This is a genomic window from Yersinia sp. J1 (assembly GCF_050586585.1).
Lineage (GTDB): Bacteria > Pseudomonadota > Gammaproteobacteria > Enterobacterales > Enterobacteriaceae > Yersinia > Yersinia entomophaga.
In genome coordinates, this window is sequence record NZ_JBOBDP010000001.1 from 1 (window position 1) to 21683 (window position 21683).

Sequence of the window (21683 nt, forward strand, 5' to 3'; positions counted from 1 at the left end):
AAAGGTTCGAGCCGAACGAAGTGAGACAGCAACGCGAAAGCGTTGACCCGTAAGGGTGAATCCGCTTGACGAATTATCCCGCACGACCCAGCATTCCCTTCTAGTTCAGTCAACTCCCCAAAGAAAGAACAATCTCATACTGTACGATTTGTGTGGTGCGATAACACTTCATGCCAGTTTTGAACAACGCTTGCGTTGGCCCGAAGGGCGAGTATCAGGATGATACGAGTCACCTGCGTTCAGATTCGATCCGTGAGTTGTGAGTCTGTGAAAATAGTCAGGCTTAAACCTTTTATCTCAGCTCTGTTATTAATAGCCTCCAAATCGTCTCTCTATGGCGCTGTCAGCGATCAAATACTTCCTTTGCCACCTAAGTCTTTTTCATAGACTGCGCCAGATACGGGCTGCTGTGGCTCTTTCCATTGGATCTAAACCTGGTTGACTCGTCGATCATAATTCTAAGCTCGGTAAAACCATAAATAGAAACGATTCATCTACTATTTTTAACTCTATTAAACATATTTCGCATATATCAACAAATTCGGGCGACTTTCACTCATGTTTTGGGTATTTTGTTTAGGATAAAAAACAAAATCCCTTATTTTATGTATAACAGCGTGAGTAACCGGTGTTTTTCCATATACCTTGCGATGAGATGTGAGCGATGAGCGAAATTTTTGATATAAATGCGGCGATTTATCCCTTCCCGGAAAAGCCGGCGCCCTTAAATCTCGATGAGAAGGCTTTTTATCGTCAGAAGATCAAGATGTTGCTGAAGCAGCAGGATGCTGTATTGGTCGCTCATTACTATACCGATCCTGAGATCCAATCGCTGGCGGAAGAAACCGGTGGTTGTGTGGCCGACTCTTTGGAGATGGCTCGCTTCGGCAACACGCATCCGGCTTCTACGCTGCTGGTTGCCGGGGTGCGTTTTATGGGTGAAACGGCAAAAATTCTTAACCCTGAGAAGCGGGTATTAATGCCTACTCTCAACGCCGAGTGCTCTCTGGATTTAGGCTGTCCGGCCGATGAATTTGCTGCGTTTTGCGATAGCCATCCTGATCGTACCGTTGTGGTGTACGCCAACACTTCCGCAGCGGTTAAGGCGCGGGCAGACTGGGTTGTGACATCCAGTATCGCCGTTGAGCTGATTGAACATCTGGACAGCTTAGGTGAGAAAATTATCTGGGCTCCGGATCGTCATTTAGGCCATTACGTGCAGAAGAAAACCGGTGCGGACGTACTCTGCTGGCAGGGGGCCTGTATCGTCCATGACGAGTTTAAAACTCAGGCGTTGATGCAGATGAAGGCGCTACACCCGGATGCTGCCATTTTGGTGCATCCGGAGTCTCCTCAGGCCATCGTCGATATGGCCGATGCTGTGGGTTCCACCAGCCAGCTAATTCAGGCGGCTAAAACGTTACCGCAGCAAAAACTCATCGTTGCCACCGATCGCGGTATCTTTTACAAAATGCAGCAAGTTTGCCCAGAGAAAGAATTATTCGAAGCCCCGACAGCCGGTGAAGGCGCTACCTGCCGAACCTGCGCCCATTGCCCGTGGATGGCGATGAATGGCCTGCAGGCGATTGCTGAAGGACTTGAGCGGGGCGGGGCACTGCACGAGATACATGTGGATGAAGAATTACGTCAGCAGTCGCTGATTCCGCTTAATCGCATGCTGGATTTCGCCAATCAGCTAAAATTGCAGACACAGAGTAATGCCTGAATTCCTTAATCCTTATTATTGGCGAGAGCTATGGGTTTTCGGAAATGGTTCGTTAAAGCAACGGATTGATAAATAGAAAGTTTGGCAAGTCTAAAGAGGCCGCTTCGGCGGTTAACTAAAAGGATTATCGGATGGACTTTTTCGGTACGGGTAACATATTGGTGCATATCCCGCTGGGCGTACAGGGATACGATTTATCGTGGATTGAAGCCATTGGCACTTTATTTGGTTTGCTGTGTATTTGGTTCGCCAGCAAAGAGAAAATTATTAACTATCTGTTTGGCCTGATTAACGTGACGTTATTTGCCGTCATTTTCTTCCAGATTCAGCTGTACGCCAGCCTGTTGCTTCAAGTGTTCTTCTTTGGTGCCAATATTTACGGTTGGTATGCGTGGAGTCGTCAGACCACCGATAATCAGATCGAGCTGAAAATTCGCTGGCTTTCACTGCCAAAAGCGTTGGGATGGGGCGCTGTGTGCGTCATCGGTATTGCACTGATGACATTCAATATTGATCGCGTCTTTGCCTGGCTGACAGGAATAACCGTCGCCATTATGCAGGCATTCGGAGCCAACGTTCAGGTGCCGCATTTGGAACCGGATTCTTTCCCGTTCTGGGACTCAACCATGATGGTGTTATCCATTGTGGCAATGATTCTGATGACGCGAAAATACGTGGAAAACTGGCTGGTTTGGGTGGTTATCGATCTGATTAGCGTGGTGATTTTTACCTATCAAGGCGTTTACGTGATGGCGCTGGAATACGTCATCCTGACGTTGATTGCCCTGAATGGCTCGTGGTTGTGGATTAAAGCCGCCAGAGAGAATCATTCGCAACCATTAGCCGTTCAGAGTTAAGTCAGTATTTACTTTTGATATAAAGGCCTGACAGCGGCATTGCGGCTGCTGTCAGGCACGGATACTAACGATTTAGTGGTGATGATGGTGAGCGCTAGCGGAAGTCGCGGCTTGATTAATATCGCAGTCTGGTTCTTCACAGTGCTGATATTCCATCTGAATCGTGGCGTGCCCAATCTGATAGTGATGCAGTAAATAATGCTGAATGCGTTGCAGCAACTCATCGTGATCGCGTGGCGGAATCACCTGCACATGCAAGGTCATCACCCGTTGTTCACCGACTTTCCATAGATGCACATGATGAACGTTACGGACTTCACTAATATTCAGGCAGAGCGATTTGCGTAATTTATCGATATCCACATCCTGCGGTGCGCCTTCCAGCAATTCATGAAAACTCTCTTTCAGCAGGCCCCACGCGCTGCGTAAAACCAGCATTGAAACCAGCACGGACAAGATCGGGTCGATAGGCATCCAGCCGGTGGTTAAAATCACAATTGCCGCCACAATTGCCCCGACAGAGCCTAAAAAGTCACCGATAACGTGGAGCATGGCAGCGCGGACGTTGATATTTTGCTCCTCGCCATCGCCGCGCAAAATCCACAGAGAAAATAAGTTGGCTAACAGACCAGCAACGGCGACGATCAGCATTGGCGTGCCCATCACCTCATGCGGCGTAAAGAAACGGCTAGCGGCTTCCCATAAAATAAATACCACGATCAGTAATAACGCGGCTGCATTGACAAAGGCGGCTACCGTCGTTAAGCGCAGATAGCCAAAGGTATGGTTGGCGTCAGGTTTACGGCGAGAAAAGCGAACCGCCATCAGTGCGATAAATAGCGCGGCTGAATCAGTCAGCATATGGCCGGCGTCTGCCAACAGAGCCAGTGAACCAGATAGCCAGCCACCTATCGCTTCCGCAACCATAAATACGGTCGTCACGATAAAGGCGATAAGTAGGCGCTTACTGTTACTGTTTTTCGGGGAGTTTGGAGTTGTTGTCATCATTCATCCTGGATTTTGACAAAGCAATTTACGACAAAACCTAGCTGATACTTTGGGTTATCAAAACCATCTGCTGATGGTTTGCTAAGTGAGTATTGAAGATATCTTATTCAACTTATCAATTGTTTCATCTAGTATCTTCAATAACTGAGTATAGGTTTCCTCGGTAATTTTTCCTTGCTGGCATTGAATAACTACCTGCTGACACAATTCAGCCTCTGGCGCGTGCTGTAAAATCAGGAAGCTGCCTTTAGTTCTATGGGCGGCTTTCTCTATAGTGGAAAGAGAAGCATCTGGCTGGCTAAGTAGCTGTTTATCCTGGATGAGGGAATCGAGCAGCGTGCTAGTCAGTTTGTGCATCATCTCACTATTTTGATGCGCCAATGATTGGAGAGTTTTCTCCAGATCGCTGAAATCGGTCGGTGCAGCAAGAGTGGTCGCTTCCACACGTAAAATATTTTCAATGGCAGCCAGAGATATGGGTTTGGTCAGCCAGTGATCAATCGCCACTTTTCCCGGCAGAATTCGGGTGAATTCTTGCACATCGGCAGAACAAAGAATGATTTTTGCCGGAGCTTGATCTTGCTGACGTTCGATATAGCGGATGATTTTTGCCAGCGTAAAACCGTCCGGATGCGGCATATTGTAATCAATAAACAATAAATCAAAGGGTTGCTGGCGGTGGGCTTTAAGGAAATCTCGACCATTCTCAAACAATTCTGACGACATACCTAAGTGGTTTAGCTGTTGCTGCATAAGCAGTAAATTGGTTGGATGGTCGTCCACAACCGCGATTCTTAACGGTTGTAGCGCCGTCAATGGCACCTGCGATTGCTGTGACGGCAGGCTAACCGCCGGTTCTTCCTCTGTTAGGGTGGCGGGCAGGCTGATGTCTACCTGCGTACCCTGACCGTATACCGAGGTCAAGTTAATCTCGCCTCCCATACGTTCAATGATTTCTTTGCAAATGGATAAACCTAAACCGCTGCCTTGTACCGACAAGCTTTTGCTATTTCCAGCGCGATAAAATGGCTGGAACAGGTGAGGCAGGTCTTTGGCGGCGATACCGCAGCCGCTGTCTTTAACCTGCAATAATAGTTTGCCGTGGGTATCTGTTTGAGGCTGCCACTGAATATTGACGTTAATTTCTCCGCTTTGGGTGAATTTAATCGCATTGGTAATCAGATTATTGATCACCTGAAGCAGTCGGCCTCCATCCACCAAAATCGCCCCCGGTAAGGACTCACTCTGGCTGACAGCGAAGCTAATTGGGCGCATTCCCAAAAGCGGTTGATAAACGGCGCGGATATGCCCGATCCACGGTTCCAGTGGCGTCGGTTTAGGATTCAGTTGCAGGCTGCCGGTTTCGAGCTTGGCGTAATCCTGTAAGTCATTGAGCAAGCTCAATAAGGATGAGGCCGAACTGTATATCACCGGTAAGTTATCCTTCTGATGATTAGCCTGCTTTAACTCCAGCTCCAGCAACCCCAGAATAGCGTGCATCGGCGTGCGTAATTCGTGGCTAATCATCGCCAGAAAACGACTTTTCTTACTATTGGCGGCCTCTGCCTCGCGGCGCGCCTGTTCCAACCAATTCCGCTCCCGTTGCTCTTTTCGCTGCTGAATGAAACGTCGTAGCAATACAAAGAGTAACCCGGCAATAATCAGCCCCAGTAAGGTTAGCAACCAACCGGTTTGCGGTATCATGCGATTATCATTCACCGCATCTATCAAACTGCTGCGATCCGAGGTCCAGCCTTCGCGCAGCGATTGCAGAGTGGCTGGCGGAATTTGCAGCAGATTTTTATTGAGAATAGACAGCAATAGTGGCGTGTCACGGCGCACGCCAAACGCAATGGGATAAGCGATGTTGTTAGCGGCAAAGGCCAGTTTTATCGCGCCGGCATAGCGAGATAGGACAATAAAGTTGGCGGAAATTACGTTATCAATCAATGCATCGACCTGACCATTCGCCAGAGCATTGTAAAGGGCTTTACTGTTCTCAAAACTGACTACGCTAAAACCGTCGGGAATCAGGTGTTGCCCCAGATTTCCATTCACTACGCCAATACTCTTCCCCTCTAAATCCTTCCAGGTAGAAATATTGTTAGCGTATTCGCTTACATAAACGCCCCACAAAGCCCGATGAATGGGAGTGGTGCTGTCGTATTGTTCTTTAAAACCCCGGGTTAATGGCAATACGGCTCGGAATAATGCCTGTTTATCGCTGACCTGCTGGTCTGCCTGTTGCGGGTTGCTGCTCCAGACCGGAGCGAATTCCAGCCCGGTATTTTGAGCTATGATATTAATAATATCAACGATATAACCATGAGGCTCGTCGTCAGAACCTCGATAGCTGAAAGGGTAGTCATTTTCGATTGCGGCATAGTAAATCCGCGGATTTTTCTTCACCCATTCCTGTTCCAACTGCGAAAGGTCGGCGTTGCCGGTATCCAGATAGCTGGGAATTTTTTTGCTCCAGCGATTCTGAATAACATTGGCCATCGACATGGGCAAATTGCTGATAACCTGATCGAGCATCTCAATTAACGGTTTATCGGTAGAGGCAAAAACAAAGGATAAATTGCCTAATTTAATCGCGCTTTCAACCTGATAGATCTGCCCGAGCTGTAGCTGATCGATAATAAAACTGGCGCTGGTTTCATCGGCAATAAAGTAATCATTGGTGCCATTTAATAATGAGTAAACCGCCTGTAAATTACTGTCGAATAAGCGTACGTTGGCCGTCTGGCTATTTATTTCGTCATAAGCCTGCATACCGGTAATTTTGCTGATGGCAATTCGGGCATTTTCCGAGTTCAGCATAATGGAACGGTTATTTTGCCGGTTGCGCAGTACGCGTAAATTACTGACGTAATAAGGGGCAGAAGAGAACAGGTTAGGCGTAAAGGCATTTTGCGGTATGCCAAATAGCAGGTCGATCTGTTTGTTTTTAATTGCCAGATTGAGCTGCGCCAGATCGGTAAAGCCGTAAATGGCAATATGGGCACCGGTGGCTTGATGAATATAGTTTAGATAGTCGGCGTTCAGGCCATAGAGATCGTCGTCAACGATAATATTGTAGGGGCTGAGGTTATCGCTCAAAATCCCCACACGCAGGGTTTTGCCGTGCCAGTCATTCTTCAGCGTAGCAAAGGTCTGATCGGTGGGGACGTTGATGCTACTAACCAGATTATAGCGTACCGGTTCGGCGGCAATCGCTCCCGTAGGCAGGCAGAACTGAATAAGGGTCAGGAGCAACCAAATGAATTTCATGGCTGTAGATCGTTAAATACGGCAATTAATTCAAGAAGATTCGCCGCCCCAGTTTTATTCAAAATATTCTTTTTATGCGTACTGACGGTTTTATTACTGATGTTTAACATTTGCGCAATATGCAAATTGGAGTTCCCTTTCGCTAATAGGCCCAATATCTGGATTTCTTTTGGCGTGAGATTATGTTTTTCATAATTATCTGCCGAGGTAACAAAAGAAATTTCTTCCGGGAAAGCGGTATTACCTGCGAGTACCTGGCCTATGGCATCTAACAGGTGAGTCATCTGGCTACCTTTGTGCACAAATCCTTGAGCACCGGCGCTGTGAGCCATTTTAGCGTATACCTCTGTCTCTTGCGAGGTATAGACGATCACCGGAAGCTCGGGGTAATGGCGTCGAATTCTGCGCAGGAATTGCAGGCCGTCTACTTGCGGTAAGCCGATGTCGAGGATCAGCAATTCAAAAGGCTGTTCGGCTAGACGCTGGACTGCCTGCTGGTCGTCGGAGACACTTTGCAATTGATAAGGAATGGCCGATTGAAGCAGCGCGGCTTCAAGGGCGACGTGTACAACGGGATGGTCATCAACTAAGAGCAGCCTTGGCATAGTGTCCTTTTATCCTCTGATATATATATCATCCCAAATAATAACTTTGCTAAATTCATTATGAGTGAGATAAGTACAGACGAATAGGGAAATATTTATAATTGTTAATAAAATAACTAATTAAAATAAGTATATTTCCTATAGATAGCAAACAAATAAGTATCAATGTTTCTGATCGGTAGATACAGGTTATTTTTAGCCGCATATGCGCCTGGCGGAGGGCTGGATTTAGGGACTGAACCTAAGTGGTATACCTAAAGCGATAAAGTAGATTTACAGCGTTCCATTGACAGGCTAGATTGGTTGAAACCTCAAATATGCAATGATTGTCATAAGACTGAATGGAAGAGCTATGAATTACCAGAATGATGATTTACGGATTAATGAAATTAAGGAACTCCTGCCCCCTGTTGCGCTGTTAGAAAAGTTCCCAGCCAGCACTCGCGCGGCAGAAACCGTCGCTCAGGCCCGCAATGCGATTCATCACATTCTGCGTGGTGCGGACGATCGTCTGCTGGTGGTTATCGGCCCTTGTTCAATTCATGACACTGAAGCAGCAAAAGAATATGCTGCGCGCTTGCTGAAACTGCGGGAAGAACTGAGCGGTGAGTTGGAAGTGGTTATGCGCGTGTATTTTGAAAAACCGCGTACCACCGTGGGCTGGAAAGGCCTGATTAACGATCCGCACATGGATAACAGCTACGATATCAATGAAGGCCTGCGTCTGGCGCGTAAACTGCTGTTGGATATCAATGACAGTGGATTACCAGCTGCCGGTGAGTTTCTGGATATGATTACGCCGCAGTATCTGGCTGATTTGATGAGCTGGGGCGCTATAGGCGCGCGAACTACCGAATCTCAGGTGCATCGCGAGCTGGCTTCTGGCCTGTCTTGTCCGGTTGGTTTCAAAAATGGCACCGATGGCACCATTAAAGTGGCGATTGATGCGATCAATGCCGCGGGTGCACCTCACTGCTTCCTGTCTGTGACGAAATGGGGCCACTCCGCAATCGTTAACACTGCCGGTAACAGCGATTGCCATATCATCCTGCGCGGTGGTAAAGAGCCAAATTACAGCGCTGCGCACGTGAGTGCGGTGAAAGAAGGGCTGAATAAGGCCAATCTGGCAGCGCAAATCATGATTGATTTTAGCCATGCCAACAGCAGCAAACAATTCAAGAAACAAATGGAAGTTGGCACCGACGTATGTCGTCAGGTAGCTGAGGGCGAAAAAGCGATTATGGGCGTGATGATCGAAAGCCATTTGGTGGAAGGTAATCAGAGTCTGGAAAGCGGTGAGCCGCTGGTCTATGGCAAAAGTATCACCGATGCCTGTATTGGTTGGGAAGATACTGAAGTTCTGCTAAAACAGTTGGCAAACGCGGTGAAAGCCCGTCGCGACTAACAAATTGACGTAGAAATAGTGGGTATCAGTGAGTACCGAGAATAAAAACCCCGCCGGAGCGGGGTTTTTTATGGATGAAATTCATCCGGCGAATTACTTCGCTTTACCTTGGTTAGCCACGGCAGCTGCTTTCGCTGCGATTTCGTCGGCATTGCCCAGATAGTAACGTTTGATTGGCTTCAGATTTTCGTCAAATTCATAAACCAACGGCACGCCAGTTGGGATATTCAGCTCAAGAATTTCATCTTCGCTCAAATCGTCCAGATATTTAACCAGCGCACGTAGAGAGTTACCGTGAGCAGCAACAATAACGCGCTCACCGCTAGCGATGCGCGGTTTGATTTCTTCGTTCCAATAAGGAATAACGCGTTCGATGGTCAGTGCCAGACTCTCGGTCGTTGGCAGCTCTTTGTCAGACAGTTTTGCGTAACGCGGATCGTGTCCTGGGAAACGTTCGTCTTCTTTGCTCAACTCTGGCGGAGTGATGGCAAAGCCACGACGCCATTGTTTAACCTGCTCGTCACCGTATTTTGCAGCGGTTTCAGCTTTGTTCAGGCCTTGCAGCGCGCCGTAATGACGTTCATTCAGTTTCCAGGATTTTTCGGTAGGCAACCAAGCCTGGTCCAGTTCATCCAGAATGCTCCACAGGGTGTGGATAGCGCGTTTCAGTACGGAGGTGTAAGCGAAGTCAAACGTGAAGCCTTCGTCTTTTAACAGCTTACCTGCCGCTTTTGCTTCGGTACGGCCTTTTTCTGACAGATCAACGTCATACCAGCCAGTGAAGCGGTTTTCGTTGTTCCACTGACTTTCGCCGTGACGTACCAGAACCAGCTTTGTTACTGCCATAGTTCGAACTCCTCAGATGTCTAACTTATTCAATGATAACTATTATCATTATATTGCGGGATTACTGCGAACAGCAATCGATTGTGTTTAACCATAGCCAATTTTTTGCCGCAAAGTAAGACTCTTTGCCGAATCGATTCGTCTATAAGTCTATGCAGCGAACAAACGGGGTACTAAACATACCCCGCAGCGCCACATCTAGCAATGAAACTGGATTACGCAGCTTTTTTCAGGCAGGTGCTCATGAAGGTTTTGCGACTATCGCCTTTCAGATCTTTGGTTTTGGCTTCGGCGTTACAGGATTTCATTTTTTCCTGCTGCGGTGTCATTGCCGCCGGTGCCACTGGTGCACCGGCTTTCAGGCAGGTGCTCATGAATTTCTTACGGTCGTCACCTTTCAGCGCCTTGCTGGTGGCTTCGTGGTTACAGTCAGTCATTTTTTTCTGCTGTGCCAGTTGAGCCGGAGAAGGCGTTTTTGCCGTATCGGCAGCCATTACGTTTGCGCTGAGCAAAAGCCCCGCGGATAACAACCACAATGTAGTCAGGCGCATAACATTTCCTTTTGGTTCAGTAAGCAGAATGAATATCGATCCGTCGCGAGCCATTAACACAGGCTGATTTCACGATGAGAGATAGCTACCTCAAATCATGGAGTTGCCTGTTATTGGCTTTACGGATGACTCTAAGCGTAGTCGGCGTCGTTGAGGAAGGGTAGGAACAGGCGAAAAATCAGTTATATCTTATGCCAGAAGGCGGGGTGGAAGGAAAGAAAACTCTCCGTAAACAATGTGTTACGGAGAATGTGTGGTCGTGAATACTTTATTTTAAAGGTATTACAGCGCCGTAAATTGATAAACCGTGGTCGCGCGGTAGCGTTTGTCCGGAGTGACCCAACAGTCGGGCTGTGGCCATTCCGGATGATTAGGGCTATCGGGTAAAAATCCACTTTCCAGCGCTATACCTGCATAATTAGCGTAAGTTCCGCCGAGTCGAGCCGGTGTTCCATTCAGGAAATTACCGCTATACAGCTGTATTGCCGGTGCGGAGGTAAATACGCTCATTTTGACTTTGCCATCGGCTGACCATACATGAGCCGCAGGGCTGTCGATTGCGCCGCAGGTTCGGTGGAGCAAATAGGCGTGATCGTAGCCTTTAACCCGTTGTTGGCAGGGATCTTTGAGGAAATCCTGTGCTAGCGTTTTTGGCTGGCGAAAATCCATACCGCTGTGTTCTACGCTGGCTAAAGGTTCCGCCGGAAGGCCTGTAGTGTCCACCGGCAGGTAACGATCGGCGAAAAGTTGCAGCCGATGTTGTCGTGCGTCGCGACTTTTACCATCCAGATTGAAATAGGCGTGGTTGGTCAGATTAATTGGGCAAGGCTGGTCGACCGAGGCCTGATAATCAATTTCCAGCCGATTGTCATCGGTTAACCGATAGTGAGTTTCGACGATCAAATTGCCAGGAAAACCCTGATCGCCATCAGGGGAATGCAATTGATAACAAACCTGACGTTTATCCTGATGAATAATCTGCCAGCGCCGGGCGTGGAACCCTTCCGGCCCGCCGTGTAACTGGTTTGGACCACTGTTGGCGACCAGAGGAAAAACCTGTCCGTTACGCTGCAATTGAGCCTGAGCAATGCGGTTGGCGTAGCGGCCCACGGTGGCACCCAAATAGGCACCTTGCCGCGGGTAATCTTCCGGATTCGGGCAGCCTAGCAGCAATTCACGTCGGCCCCCATCGTTAAGCGGAAAAACAGCCGAAAGCCAGGTTGCGCCCCAGTCCATCAGGCTCACCGACATGCCTGATTTGTTGCGTAATTCGGTTAACTGGAACGGCTGGCCGTCCGGCGCTAATGCATTTTTCAGCATATTCCGGCTCCTGCCGAAGCCTGACAAACATAGAATGTTTCCCGCATACCGCCGGTTTTTTGCGGATATTCCAGAGCGACGGTCGCACGTACTTGCTCGACTAAATCCTGAGGCATCAGCGCGACAATGCAGCCGCCGAAGCCGCCTCCGGTCATACGGACACCACCTCGCTCACCAATGACAGATTTCACAATATCGACCAACGTATCAATGGCTGGCACGGTAATTTCGAAATCATCACGCATGGAGATATGAGACTCCTGCATTAGCTGGCCCATTAATGTCAGATCGCCAAGAGCCAGAGCATCGGCGGCAGCCTGCGTGCGCGCATTCTCACTAATAATATGGCGTGCGCGTTTGGCAACTATCGGTTCCATTTCGCTCTGATTGGCCCGGAACTGTGCCGGAGTGACGTCGCGCAGGGCTTTTACACCAAAGAAGCGAGCGGCAGCTTCGCATTGTTGGCGACGAGTGTTGTACTCGCTATCGACCAGACCCCGCTTTACATTGGAATTGATTATGACTACGGCGACGTTTTTTGGCATAGCAACCGGGCGGGTTTCCAGCGAGCGGCAGTCGATCAGCAACGCCTGATCCTGCTTGCCCAATGCCGAGATTAATTGATCCATAATGCCGCAGTTACAACCGACAAACTGGTTTTCTGCTTCCTGACCGTTGAGCGCCAGTTCCACGCCGCTGAGCGGGAGCTGATAGAGTGCCTGGAATGCCTGACCTACCGCGACTTCCAACGATGCAGAGGAACTTAAACCGGCACCTTGAGGCACATTGCCGCTGATCGCCAGATCGGCACCGCCAAAATCACGGTTTCGCAGCAACAGATGTTTCACCACGCCGCGCACGTAGTTGGCCCAGCGCAGTTCAGGGTGGCTAACGATAGGTTCATCGAGAGAAAATATATCTTGCTGGTTATCATAATCTGCGGCAATCACACGAATCTGTCGATCATCACGTTTCGCCATGCTAATAACCGTGGCGTAATCGATCGCGCAGGGCAGCACGAATCCGTCATTGTAATCCGTGTGTTCGCCAATCAAGTTGACCCGACCGGGTGCCTGAATGGACAGGGCGGGTTCTTTGGTAAAAAATTGGCGAAAAACGGCCTGGGTATGTTGTTTTAAAGACATTATTGAACTCCAGCTTCTCGATAATGAACATCACTGACTGCCCGCAGGTGCTCAGCCGCCTGTTCAGCCGTAAGATCGCGCTGGCTTTCCGCCAACATTTCGTAACCCACCATAAATTTTCGCACCGTAGCTGAACGCAGCAGCGGCGGATAAAAATGCGCATGTAATTGCCAGTGGCGATTGTCTGTATCGTTGTAGGGCGCCCCGTGCCAACCCATGGAATAGGGAAAGGAGCAGGAGAATAAATTATCGTAGCGGCTGGTCAGTTTTTTCAGCGCCAGTGCCAAGTCGGTCTGCTGTTCCGAGGTGAGCTCATCGATCCGCATGACCTGGGCTTTAGGTAGCAGTAAAGTTTCATAAGGCCAGGCGGCCCAATAAGGCACGACGGCCAGCCAGTGCTCGGTTTCTACCACGGTTCGGCTGCCGTCGGCGGCTTCCCGACGGACGTAATCCAGTAACAGTGGCGATGAATGCTGTTCAAAATAGTTTTTTTGCAGCCGATCTTCTCGTTCGGCCTCGTTGGGCAGGAAACTGTTGGCCCAGATTTGACCATGGGGGTGCGGGTTAGAGCAGCCCATCGCCGCGCCTTTATTCTCAAAAACCTGGACCCACGGATAGGATTGGCCTAATTCCGCGCTTTGCTCCTGCCAGCTTTTCACCACGCCGGCCAGTTCAGGCAGAGAAAGTAACGGCAGGGATTTACTGTGATCGGGGGAGAAACAAACCACCCGACTGGTACCGCGCGCGCTTTGGCAGCGAATCAGAGGATCGGCGGTTTCCGGCGCATCGGGTGTATCCGGCATCAATGCGGCGAAATCATTGGTAAATACATAAGTGCCGGAATAATTCGGGTTCGCATCACCGGTCACCCGTAAATTACCCGGACACAAAAAACAATCAGGATCGTGAGCGGGCTGTTCTCCCGTGGTCAATGGTTCTTGCTGCCCTTGCCACGGGCGCTTGGCCCGATGGGGAGAAACGAGAATCCATTGATCGCTCAATGGATTATAGCGACGGTGTGGATGATCCACGGGATTAAAGCCAGTCATTTTTCTTCCTTAATCAGGATAACCTTGAGGATTTTGTGATTGCCAGCGCCAGGTATCGATAGCCATTTCCTCCAGTGAGCGCTGTACGCGCCAATCCAGATCCTCGGCAGCTTTGGTTGGGTCTGCCCAATAAGCGGCAAGGTCGCCTTCGCGACGTGGAGCAAAATGGTACGTCAGCTGTCTACCGCAGGCTTTGCTGAAGGCATTCACCACGTCCAGCACGCTGTGGCCGCGACCGCCACCGAGGTTATAAATATGTACTCCAGCTCGGTTGTGGCATTTTTTCAGTGCTGCAACGTGACCATCGGCTAAATCTACAACGTGAATATAATCTCGCACAGCGGTGCCATCGGCGGTGGGATAGTCATTGCCGAAAACGGCCAGAGAATCGCGTCGGCCGACGGCGACCTGCGCAATAAACGGCATCAGATTATTGGGTACACCCTGCGGATCTTCGCCCATCAGCCCGGACGGATGGGCGCCAACCGGATTGAAATAGCGCAAAATAGTCATGTTCCATGCGGCATCGGCACGCTGGAGGTCTTGCAGAATATTTTCGACCATCAGTTTGCTTTTGCCGTAGGGACTAGAGGGAATGCCCGTGGGGAAGCTTTCGACATAAGGGATCTTGGGTTGATCGCCGTAAACCGTGGCGGAGGAGCTGAAAATAAAGTTTTTAACCCCGGCTGCAGCCATAGCTTCCAGCAATACCAGCGTGCCGCAGACGTTATTATCGTAGTAGGCCAAGGGTTTATTTACCGATTCGCCGACGGCTTTTAAACCGGCAAAGTGAATCACTGAACCGATAGTATGCTGGCTAAAGATATGATCCAGTAGTGCGCGGTCGCGAAGGTCACCCTGATAAAACAGTGGCGATTGCCCCGTTAATTGATGGATGCGTTTTAATACGCTGGATTTGCTGTTGCATAGGTTGTCGATAACGATTGGCGTATAGCCCGCTTCAATTAGCTGCACACAAGTGTGGCTGCCTATGTAACCGCTACCACCTGTCACTAAAACATACATACAAAGCTCCTGAATCGTACTTATGAGATGAAGATACCACGCCGATAACGGTAAAAAGGTGATCTAACATCAAAAATGGGATCGTTTACACTCATATTCAATAAGGCATTGAACAGCAGGTATACAGTCAGTCTGAAGGGCACAAGTGTAGCATTATGGTAACCTTTTCATCCATCTAACCGACAGGAATGTCCTGCCGGTTGATGAATTCAGTGTGGCAGATCTGCCTAGTGATGCAGTGCCAACGGGTAGGTAAAGAACAGCAGATGAGTCAGATTCAGCGCGAAATGGAAGGCAACGGCGATCCACAGGCGGCCACTCCACATCCATGCCAGACCGTAAATCACGCCGGCTAGCGCAGCGAAGACCATCAACAGGGGGCCTCCGGGATAATGCGCTGCACCAAATAGTAATGAAGCAATAATCAGAGCGGGAAATGCACCAAGCCACTGGCTTAAACGCTGTTGCAGGTAGCAGCGGAACAGCGCTTCTTCAACCAGACAGACAAAGAACAGGTTGCCGATAACAAAAGTACCGAGCCATTCTGGCGTGTGCAGTTCGATTTTCAGGCCGCCTAAACCCACTGCCAGCAGCAACAGTGCTGGAACAGCCAGCACCAATACAGCCCAACCGACTTTCCCTACGGAAGGATGTTTTTTAGCAACAAATAAGCCCGGCAAGCAGCTTAACAGAACAAAGGGAATCAGAGCTTTGTCCAGATTGTAATACATTGAGAACGGGGCGCTGAGTGGCCCGATCTGCACTTTATCCAGTACTTTCAGATTGTTGAAACCCGGAATGTAATGGAAGAACAGCGCCACAGAAGCCGCTACCAATAGCAACTCTAATCCGCCCGCCAGCCAGGTTATCTGGCGGTATTTTTGCAATGCTAACGAGGCGAGCAGAATTAACAACAGTGCGGTGATGGCCGGTAAGGTCAGTACGCCGGTCGCAGTGGCAATACCTAAAGTAATAGCCAAAAGTAACAGGGCGATGATCCGGTTAAATGGCAAAAAGAGTAACGAAGCAGCAAGAACGCCCCACATAGACTAGTCCCTTTATGTGTTGAATTTAGTGATAGATTCAGCGCCGATAGCCCTGGCACTGAATGTAAATCCGATCGATGTCTATCGATCGGCATAAATAATAACATAATGAAATGGATTAAAAGGTCGGGTCAGTTGTCGACAAGCCGATTTGCCAGTCCGAACTGCGCCAATTGCCCTTAAGGTAACGCTCTAATCAGGCAGTTGGCTAAACTGGTAGCGATAAATATCGCCGTCGGCAATAAAACTTAAACGATGAGTTATGCACTCTGGCGCGTCTTCAGCGTGATGAGAGACAAATAACAGCTGGGTTTCTCCTTCGCCAATCATGACATCAATAAAACGCCGCACTAACAAACGGTTCAGCGGATCCAGCCCTTGCAACGGTTCATCTAATATCAACAGTGCCGGATGTTTTACCAAAGATCTGGCAATCAGCGCCAGCCGTTGCTGTCCCCATGACAGACTGTGAAACGGCTGGTCAGCTGCCGCGCCGGAAAAACCGAGCAACGCCAACCATTTATCTGCCAACTGCCGCTGTCGATCGGAAACTGTCTGATAAATACCAATGGAATCAAAGAAACCGGAAATAATCACATTACGCAGGCTGGCGCTGACGCGATAATCCAAATGCAGGCTGCTGCTGACATAACCGATATGGCGTTTGATATCCCAGATGGTTTCCCCGCTGCCGCGACGACGACCAAATAGCGTCAGATCATTACTGTAGCCCTGCGGATGGTCGCCGGTAATCAGGCTCAGTAGCGTGGATTTTCCCGCTCCGTTTGGGCCAATAATCTGCCAGTGCTCGCCGCGATTTACCTGCCAGCTCAGATTGTGCAAAATGGGACGGTCGTTGTACTCCACCACGCCATTTCGCAGAATAATTAACGGATTATCTACTGCTAATGAAGGTTGTTGCTGCGGGTCTTCTGCTTCCGGCAGGGATAGTCCATCCAAGTTTTCACTGTGAGCCAGTTGGGCGACTAGGGCTTCGGCTAAAACCTGCTTACGTTCACCTAAACTGACTAAATGGCAATCGGCCAATACTCCCACTTTTTGAATAAAATCAGGAATATCATCGAATCGGTTGAGCACTAATATCAGCGTCACGCCTTCAGCGGACAGTTCCGCCAGATGTCGCGCCAGCTGTTCTCTAGCGGCGACATCCAATCCGTCAAAAGGCTCATCCAGCACTAACATATCAGGCTGCGGCATCAGAGCCTGACAGAGCAGGGCTTTGCGGGTTTCTCCGGTAGAAAGGTATTTAAAGCGGCGAGATAACAAATGACCGATACCAAACTGCTGCGCTAACCGCTGGCAGCGCTGCGGGTTGGTGACCTGATCCTGAATAATTTCCGCGGTGGTACGGCCGGTATCGTCTTCATCCTGACTGAGCATATCGGTATTGTTGCGTTGCCATTCTTCGCTGACTAACTGCTGAAGTTGCTCGAACGATAAACGCACAATATGCCGAAAATCGCTGCTGCGACTGCCGGTCAGGAGAATTAACTCATCGGAGAGCGCTCTGGCTAACGCTGATTTACCGCTGCCGTTAGCGCCGACAAAGGCCCAGCTATCACCAGAGTGAATATGCAGATCTGGAAGATTCAGCGTTCGGATATCGCTTAAACGAAAACAACCTTGCGCTATATGCAACTCTGACATCATTCCTCCCATTTTCCGCAACGTATTTACGTTAAGGGATAAGCGGATTAGTGGGGAAAGTCAAATGACAAATCTGCACGACTGCGCCGGTAACGCAGCGTACAGATAAGGAAACTGTGCTAACAAAGCGTGGCGATAATGACTCGATCGGCGTTGAACTGGGCGATAACTTGCGCGCCATTATGTAGATTCAGTTTATGTAACTCTTGATTGGATAAGGTGGCGCACAAACTGGCTCCGCCGTGAAGGGTAACAATCACTTCACTGTAGTCGCTTCCTGGCTCTATGCTGGCGACGATGCCGGGCAATGAGTTGTCTGCTGCTCCTGCCAGCGCTGGATCGGTGGCTAATTTCACCCAAGGGGCCTTAATCAGCGCCAGCACCTCTTTGCCTGTTGCCAGTTGCAGGCGATCGGCGCTTTGTTGAGTGACAGCGGCGGAAAGACGAGTTTTTCCATCTGCCAGGAGAATATTGATGTGTTGCTGAACCTGATGATGATCCCGCTCAGTGACCGTGCCAAAGAACTGATTGCGGGCGCTGGTTTGTAAGGAGAAGCGGGAGATTGCTGCTAGCAGGCTGTCCAGCGGCAGTGAATCATCTTTCAAGGTATCGAAAGCTTTTTGCTGAATTTGCTCGAGTAATTCGTAAAGTTGAATCAAGCGTTCGCCATAGCGGGTTAAACGCGCGCCGCCACCGCCTTTCCCTCCGGTTGCGCGATCCACCAGCGTTTCTTCGGCCAGAGTATTCATTTCATTGATGGCATCCCAGGCACTTTTATAGCTAATGCCCGCCAGCTTGGCTCCTTGACTGATGGAACCTGTCAACCTGACCTGCTTGAGTAGGGCGATGCGGCGCGGGTCAGCAAAAAGACGCTGCTGAAGCTTTAGCGTAAGAAGAATTTCGGCTTGCATGGTCATTTTGGCTCCGGCAGTAAAAGCGCCATTGTGACCGATTGGCGTGCGGGGGCGCAAATCGCACTTTTGGCTGGTTACATTTTTTTGTCAGTTGCTAAAATAATAGGGCTTATTCACTTCAAATATGGTTTAAAGTGAATTATTGAAAGTGGTGTAGTATACCGCTCAACGAGCAGTTAAATGAGGCTACCATCGTGGAATTATTGAAAAGTTTGGTCTTTGCCGTGGTTATGGTACCGGTGGTAATGGCCGTTATCCTGGGGCTGATTTATGGTTTAGGTGAGGTGTTTAACGTCATCTCCAAAACAGGCCACGGTAAAGAACGGGGCTAATGACATGCTCCTTCTGCGTTGAGTTTTTCTTCGCAGCGACCTGAAATTCAAGAATGCCCGGTTGATTTCCCCAATTGGTTTAGCTGTTGCACAAGTTGCGGCCGTTAAACGAAAGGGTTTCAACCGGGCGTTTTCGTTTCTGTTATCCCACGTTATTTCTGCCATTATTTCTGTCCTATCGCTAACAACTCAAGATCTGTCACAGCTTGCCGATAAACTGCATGACCCTGTTATTTGCTTACGTTATATTGTTCATTACATAACGATATATTCACTCGGAGCAGAAAATGAAAAAACAATGGGGTAAATGGGCACTAGGCGCGGTTGTGGCTGCAACTTTATCTGGGCAAGCCGCGGCGGCTGAAAATATCACCGTCTTCGCTGCCGCTTCTCTGACCAATGCGCTACAGGACATTTCCAGTCAGTATCATAAAGAGAAAGATGTCGACGTGGTGGCTTCTTATGCCTCTTCATCTACGTTGGCCCGCCAGATTGAGCAGGGCGCGCCCGCCGATCTGTTTATCTCTGCCGATCAGCAGTGGATGGATTATGCCATTGATAAAAAGCAAATTGTTGATAATACCCGCTACACTTTGCTCGGTAATAAATTGGTGCTGATTGCGCCAAAAGACAGCAAAATTGATAAAGTCTCCATCGATAAACAAACCGAATGGAAAAAACTGTTAGACGGCGGTCGTCTGGCCGTGGGCGATCCGGATCATGTACCCGCTGGGATTTATGCAAAAGAAGCATTGGAATATTTAGGTGCCTGGACAACTCTCTCCCCGGAAATGGCTCGTGCTAACAACGTGCGTAGCGCGATGGCACTGGTTGAGCGCGCAGAAGCGCCTTTGGGTATTGTTTACGGCTCTGACGCCATAGCCAGTAACAAAGTGAAAGTTGTGGGTGTATTCCCGGAGCAAAGTCATAAGCCGGTTGAATACCCAATGGCAATTGTCAAAGGCCATGAGAACGCCACGGTTAGCGCTTTTTATGATTATCTGAAAGGCCCAGAAGCGGCGGCTGTTTTCAAACGTTATGGATTTACCCCACGCTAATGATATTGAGTGAGTATGAATGGCAGGCGATAGTGCTTAGCCTGAAAGTTTCGGGCGTCGCGGTCGCCTGTAGTCTGCCGTTAGGCATTCTGATGGCATGGATTCTAGTCCGCTGCCGTTTCCCCGGTAAATCATTGTTAGACAGTATTATTCATTTGCCACTGGTGCTGCCGCCGGTGGTCATTGGCTATTTATTGCTGATCAGTATGGGGCGACGCGGTGTAATAGGCGAATGGCTATATAGCTGGTTTGGGATTAATTTCAGCTTTAGCTGGCGCGGAGCGGCACTGGCCTCGGCGGTGGTTGCCTTCCCGCTGATGGTGCGAGCCATTCGGCTGGCGTTGGAAGCGGTGGATACCCGATTGGAGCTGGCCGCCCGTACGTTAGGTGCCAATCCGTGGCGGGTGTTTTTCACTATAACTCTGCCACTTTCCCTACCCGGTGTGATTGCCGGTACGGTGCTGGCATTTGCTCGTTCACTGGGGGAATTCGGCGCCACTATCACCTTTGTATCCAATATTCCAGGGCAAACCCGAACTATCCCGCTGGCCATGTATACCTTGATCGAAACACCGGGTGCCGAAGCGGCTGCGGCGCGGCTGTGCGTGATCGCTATTTTGCTGTCACTGGTTTCGCTGTTGCTCTCCGAATGGTTAGCGCGTTGGGGTAAAAAACGCATGGGGGCCGCATGTTAGTACTGGATTTTAGCCAGCAACTGGGCGACCTGAATCTGCAGGTCAACGCCGAACTGCCTGCGCAGGGCATTACGGCCATTTTTGGGCTGTCCGGCGCGGGGAAAACCTCGCTGATTAACGTGGTGGGTGGGTTAAGCAAGCCGCAGCAAGGCCGGGTTGTGCTGAACGGTCGGGTGTTGGTGGATGCGGAAAAACAGATCTATTTACCACCAGAGAAACGTAAAGTCGGTTATGTGTTTCAGGATGCACGCCTATTCCCGCATTATCGGGTACGCGGTAATTTGCAATACGGCATGGCGGCATCGATGCGTTCCCAGTTCGACACCATCGTGAATCTATTGGGAATCGCGCCGTTATTATCCCGCTTTCCCATGACGTTATCCGGCGGTGAAAAACAGCGGGTAGCGATTGGCCGCGCTTTGCTGACTGCGCCGGAGTTGCTGTTGATGGATGAGCCTTTAGCCTCGCTGGATTTACCGCGCAAGCGCGAGTTACTGCCTTATCTGGAGCGTTTGGCTCATGACGTCAATATTCCCATTCTGTACGTCAGCCATAGCATGGATGAGATTTTGCGGCTGGCGGATCGGGTGGTGGTCATGGATGCAGGAAAAGTGCGCGCAGTCGGCGGTTTAGAGGAAGTCTGGGCCAGTAGCGCTTTGCGCCCTTGGCTACAGCGAGAAGAACCGAGCAGCATTCTGCGAGTGGCGGTGATTGGCCATCATGAACGTTACGCTATGACCGCGCTGGCGTTGGGCGATCAGCGTTTGTGGGTAGGTCATGTGGACGCCGAGCTGGACAGTATGCTGCGGATTAAAATCAACGCTGCCGATGTGTCTTTGGTGTTACAACCGTCGCATAACAGCAGTATTCGCAATATTATTCCGGCGAAAGTGGCGGAATGTCTGGACGTAGACGGTCAGGTTGACGTGAAGCTAGCGATCGGGGAACAGTGGCTATGGGCGCGAATTACTCCGTGGGCGCGCGATGAACTGGCGCTAAAACCGGGTCAATGGGTGTACGCTCAGATCAAAAGCGTTTCGTTTAACCGCAAAGGGGAATGACGGGAAGTTTGTTGCCCGCGCGCGATTTTCCTCAGGTCTTTATCAGCGAAAAGGCTCCATAAGTGGAGCCTTTTGATGAATCAATTCTGGATTTCCGA

At 49.7% G+C, this 21683-nt stretch carries 19 protein-coding genes and 1 other RNA gene; 8 read left to right on the forward strand and 12 right to left on the reverse strand.

Annotated features, from left to right (window positions below):
* The 3 genes from ACQ4OC_RS00005 to pnuC form a co-directional block, all read left to right on the forward strand.
* Nucleotides 1-93, forward strand: a non-coding RNA gene (locus tag ACQ4OC_RS00005) — RtT sRNA; the annotation flags it as partial.
* Between the two features lie 571 nt (nucleotides 94-664).
* The gene (nadA, locus tag ACQ4OC_RS00010; protein ID WP_430970817.1) at nucleotides 665-1726 is read left to right on the forward strand and encodes a quinolinate synthase NadA; all 1062 of its coding nucleotides are present in this window, start codon (nucleotides 665-667) and stop codon (nucleotides 1724-1726) included.
* A 131-nt stretch (nucleotides 1727-1857) separates the two neighbouring features.
* Complete coding sequence (pnuC, locus tag ACQ4OC_RS00015) at nucleotides 1858-2583, forward strand: nicotinamide riboside transporter PnuC (protein WP_430970818.1); 726 nt, start codon at nucleotides 1858-1860, stop codon at nucleotides 2581-2583.
* A 72-nt stretch (nucleotides 2584-2655) separates the two neighbouring features.
* Here the strand turns inward: pnuC and zitB are convergent, their stop codons facing one another.
* From zitB to ACQ4OC_RS00030, 3 genes are all read right to left on the reverse strand, one after another.
* Nucleotides 2656-3588, reverse strand: coding sequence for a CDF family zinc transporter ZitB (gene zitB / locus ACQ4OC_RS00020; RefSeq protein ID WP_064512543.1), 933 nt, complete (start codon nucleotides 3586-3588; stop codon nucleotides 2656-2658).
* Between the two features lie 84 nt (nucleotides 3589-3672).
* Nucleotides 3673-6864, reverse strand: a complete 3192-nt coding sequence (locus ACQ4OC_RS00025; protein ID WP_064512546.1) for an ATP-binding protein — start codon at nucleotides 6862-6864, stop codon at nucleotides 3673-3675.
* Nucleotides 6861-7469: a response regulator gene (locus ACQ4OC_RS00030; RefSeq protein WP_064512548.1), complete on the reverse strand. Its 609-nt coding sequence runs from the start codon at nucleotides 7467-7469 to the stop codon at nucleotides 6861-6863. Before ACQ4OC_RS00030 ends, ACQ4OC_RS00025 begins: the two co-directional genes overlap by 4 nt.
* A 352-nt stretch (nucleotides 7470-7821) precedes the next feature.
* Here ACQ4OC_RS00030 and aroG point away from each other — a divergent pair, with 352 nt between their 5' ends.
* A complete protein-coding gene (gene aroG, locus ACQ4OC_RS00035) occupies nucleotides 7822-8874 on the forward strand; it encodes a 3-deoxy-7-phosphoheptulonate synthase AroG (protein WP_064512554.1) in 1053 nt (350 codons plus the stop codon).
* A 93-nt stretch (nucleotides 8875-8967) separates the two neighbouring features.
* Here the strand turns inward: aroG and gpmA are convergent, their stop codons facing one another.
* The 9 genes from gpmA to modE form a co-directional block, all read right to left on the reverse strand.
* Nucleotides 8968-9720: a 2,3-diphosphoglycerate-dependent phosphoglycerate mutase gene (gpmA, locus tag ACQ4OC_RS00040; protein WP_049596709.1), complete on the reverse strand. Its 753-nt coding sequence runs from the start codon at nucleotides 9718-9720 to the stop codon at nucleotides 8968-8970.
* A gap of 215 nt (nucleotides 9721-9935) precedes the next feature.
* Nucleotides 9936-10271, reverse strand: a complete 336-nt coding sequence (locus ACQ4OC_RS00045; RefSeq protein WP_064512556.1) for a PsiF family protein — start codon at nucleotides 10269-10271, stop codon at nucleotides 9936-9938.
* 282 nt (nucleotides 10272-10553) lie between these two features.
* On the reverse strand, nucleotides 10554-11591 hold the full coding sequence (galM, locus tag ACQ4OC_RS00050) for a galactose-1-epimerase (protein WP_064512558.1): 1038 nt from the start codon (nucleotides 11589-11591) through the stop codon (nucleotides 10554-10556).
* Nucleotides 11585-12736, reverse strand: a complete 1152-nt coding sequence (gene galK / locus ACQ4OC_RS00055) for a galactokinase (RefSeq protein ID WP_430970819.1) — start codon at nucleotides 12734-12736, stop codon at nucleotides 11585-11587. The genes galM and galK overlap by 7 nt, the downstream gene beginning before the upstream one ends.
* Nucleotides 12736-13785 carry a galactose-1-phosphate uridylyltransferase gene (gene galT / locus ACQ4OC_RS00060; RefSeq protein WP_064512563.1) on the reverse strand — a complete coding sequence of 350 codons (1050 nt, stop codon included), beginning with the start codon at nucleotides 13783-13785 and terminating at the stop codon, nucleotides 12736-12738. The genes galK and galT overlap by 1 nt, the downstream gene beginning before the upstream one ends.
* A 9-nt stretch (nucleotides 13786-13794) precedes the next feature.
* Nucleotides 13795-14811, reverse strand: coding sequence for a UDP-glucose 4-epimerase GalE (galE, locus tag ACQ4OC_RS00065; RefSeq protein WP_430970820.1), 1017 nt, complete (start codon nucleotides 14809-14811; stop codon nucleotides 13795-13797).
* 227 nt (nucleotides 14812-15038) lie between these two features.
* Nucleotides 15039-15857: a CPBP family intramembrane glutamic endopeptidase gene (locus ACQ4OC_RS00070; RefSeq protein ID WP_064512567.1), complete on the reverse strand. Its 819-nt coding sequence runs from the start codon at nucleotides 15855-15857 to the stop codon at nucleotides 15039-15041.
* A 192-nt stretch (nucleotides 15858-16049) separates the two neighbouring features.
* Entirely contained in the window at nucleotides 16050-17525 is a 1476-nt protein-coding gene (gene modF, locus ACQ4OC_RS00075; protein WP_430970974.1) for a molybdate ABC transporter ATP-binding protein ModF, read from the reverse strand.
* Nucleotides 17526-17644: 119 nt separating this feature from the next.
* A complete protein-coding gene (modE, locus tag ACQ4OC_RS00080) occupies nucleotides 17645-18436 on the reverse strand; it encodes a molybdenum-dependent transcriptional regulator (protein ID WP_064518197.1) in 792 nt (263 codons plus the stop codon).
* Between the two features lie 194 nt (nucleotides 18437-18630).
* Here modE and ACQ4OC_RS00085 point away from each other — a divergent pair, with 194 nt between their 5' ends.
* From ACQ4OC_RS00085 to modC, 4 genes are all read left to right on the forward strand, one after another.
* Nucleotides 18631-18771 carry an AcrZ family multidrug efflux pump-associated protein gene (locus ACQ4OC_RS00085; protein WP_064512572.1) on the forward strand — a complete coding sequence of 47 codons (141 nt, stop codon included), beginning with the start codon at nucleotides 18631-18633 and terminating at the stop codon, nucleotides 18769-18771.
* A gap of 287 nt (nucleotides 18772-19058) precedes the next feature.
* The gene (gene modA / locus ACQ4OC_RS00090) at nucleotides 19059-19829 is read left to right on the forward strand and encodes a molybdate ABC transporter substrate-binding protein (protein WP_064512574.1); all 771 of its coding nucleotides are present in this window, start codon (nucleotides 19059-19061) and stop codon (nucleotides 19827-19829) included.
* Nucleotides 19829-20524: a molybdate ABC transporter permease subunit gene (gene modB, locus ACQ4OC_RS00095; RefSeq protein WP_049596699.1), complete on the forward strand. Its 696-nt coding sequence runs from the start codon at nucleotides 19829-19831 to the stop codon at nucleotides 20522-20524. Before modA ends, modB begins: the two co-directional genes overlap by 1 nt.
* Nucleotides 20518-21585 (forward strand): molybdenum ABC transporter ATP-binding protein ModC, encoded by a 1068-nt coding sequence (gene modC / locus ACQ4OC_RS00100; RefSeq protein WP_064512576.1) that lies wholly within the window; start codon nucleotides 20518-20520, stop codon nucleotides 21583-21585. The genes modB and modC overlap by 7 nt, the downstream gene beginning before the upstream one ends.
* Nucleotides 21586-21683 lie beyond the last annotated feature (98 nt).

Excerpts from the sequence above, each read along its gene's own strand:
- nadA (WP_430970817.1), top strand. The coding sequence starts at position 665 with ATGAGCGAAATTTTTGATATAAATGCGGCGATTTATCCCTTCCCGGAA.
- pnuC (WP_430970818.1), top strand. The coding sequence starts at position 1,858 with ATGGACTTTTTCGGTACGGGTAACATATTGGTGCATATCCCGCTGGGC.
- zitB (WP_064512543.1), bottom strand. The coding sequence starts at position 3,588 with ATGACAACAACTCCAAACTCCCCGAAAAACAGTAACAGTAAGCGCCTA.
- ACQ4OC_RS00025 (WP_064512546.1), bottom strand. The coding sequence starts at position 6,864 with ATGAAATTCATTTGGTTGCTCCTGACCCTTATTCAGTTCTGCCTGCCT.
- ACQ4OC_RS00030 (WP_064512548.1), bottom strand. The coding sequence starts at position 7,469 with ATGCCAAGGCTGCTCTTAGTTGATGACCATCCCGTTGTACACGTCGCC.
- aroG (WP_064512554.1), top strand. The coding sequence starts at position 7,822 with ATGAATTACCAGAATGATGATTTACGGATTAATGAAATTAAGGAACTC.
- gpmA (WP_049596709.1), bottom strand. The coding sequence starts at position 9,720 with ATGGCAGTAACAAAGCTGGTTCTGGTACGTCACGGCGAAAGTCAGTGG.
- ACQ4OC_RS00045 (WP_064512556.1), bottom strand. The coding sequence starts at position 10,271 with ATGCGCCTGACTACATTGTGGTTGTTATCCGCGGGGCTTTTGCTCAGC.
- galM (WP_064512558.1), bottom strand. The coding sequence starts at position 11,591 with ATGCTGAAAAATGCATTAGCGCCGGACGGCCAGCCGTTCCAGTTAACC.
- galK (WP_430970819.1), bottom strand. The coding sequence starts at position 12,736 with ATGTCTTTAAAACAACATACCCAGGCCGTTTTTCGCCAATTTTTTACC.
- galT (WP_064512563.1), bottom strand. The coding sequence starts at position 13,785 with ATGACTGGCTTTAATCCCGTGGATCATCCACACCGTCGCTATAATCCA.
- galE (WP_430970820.1), bottom strand. The coding sequence starts at position 14,811 with ATGTATGTTTTAGTGACAGGTGGTAGCGGTTACATAGGCAGCCACACT.
- ACQ4OC_RS00070 (WP_064512567.1), bottom strand. The coding sequence starts at position 15,857 with ATGTGGGGCGTTCTTGCTGCTTCGTTACTCTTTTTGCCATTTAACCGG.
- modF (WP_430970974.1), bottom strand. The coding sequence starts at position 17,525 with ATGTCAGAGTTGCATATAGCGCAAGGTTGTTTTCGTTTAAGCGATATC.
- modE (WP_064518197.1), bottom strand. The coding sequence starts at position 18,436 with ATGCAAGCCGAAATTCTTCTTACGCTAAAGCTTCAGCAGCGTCTTTTT.
- modA (WP_064512574.1), top strand. The coding sequence starts at position 19,059 with ATGAAAAAACAATGGGGTAAATGGGCACTAGGCGCGGTTGTGGCTGCA.
- modB (WP_049596699.1), top strand. The coding sequence starts at position 19,829 with ATGATATTGAGTGAGTATGAATGGCAGGCGATAGTGCTTAGCCTGAAA.
- modC (WP_064512576.1), top strand. The coding sequence starts at position 20,518 with ATGTTAGTACTGGATTTTAGCCAGCAACTGGGCGACCTGAATCTGCAG.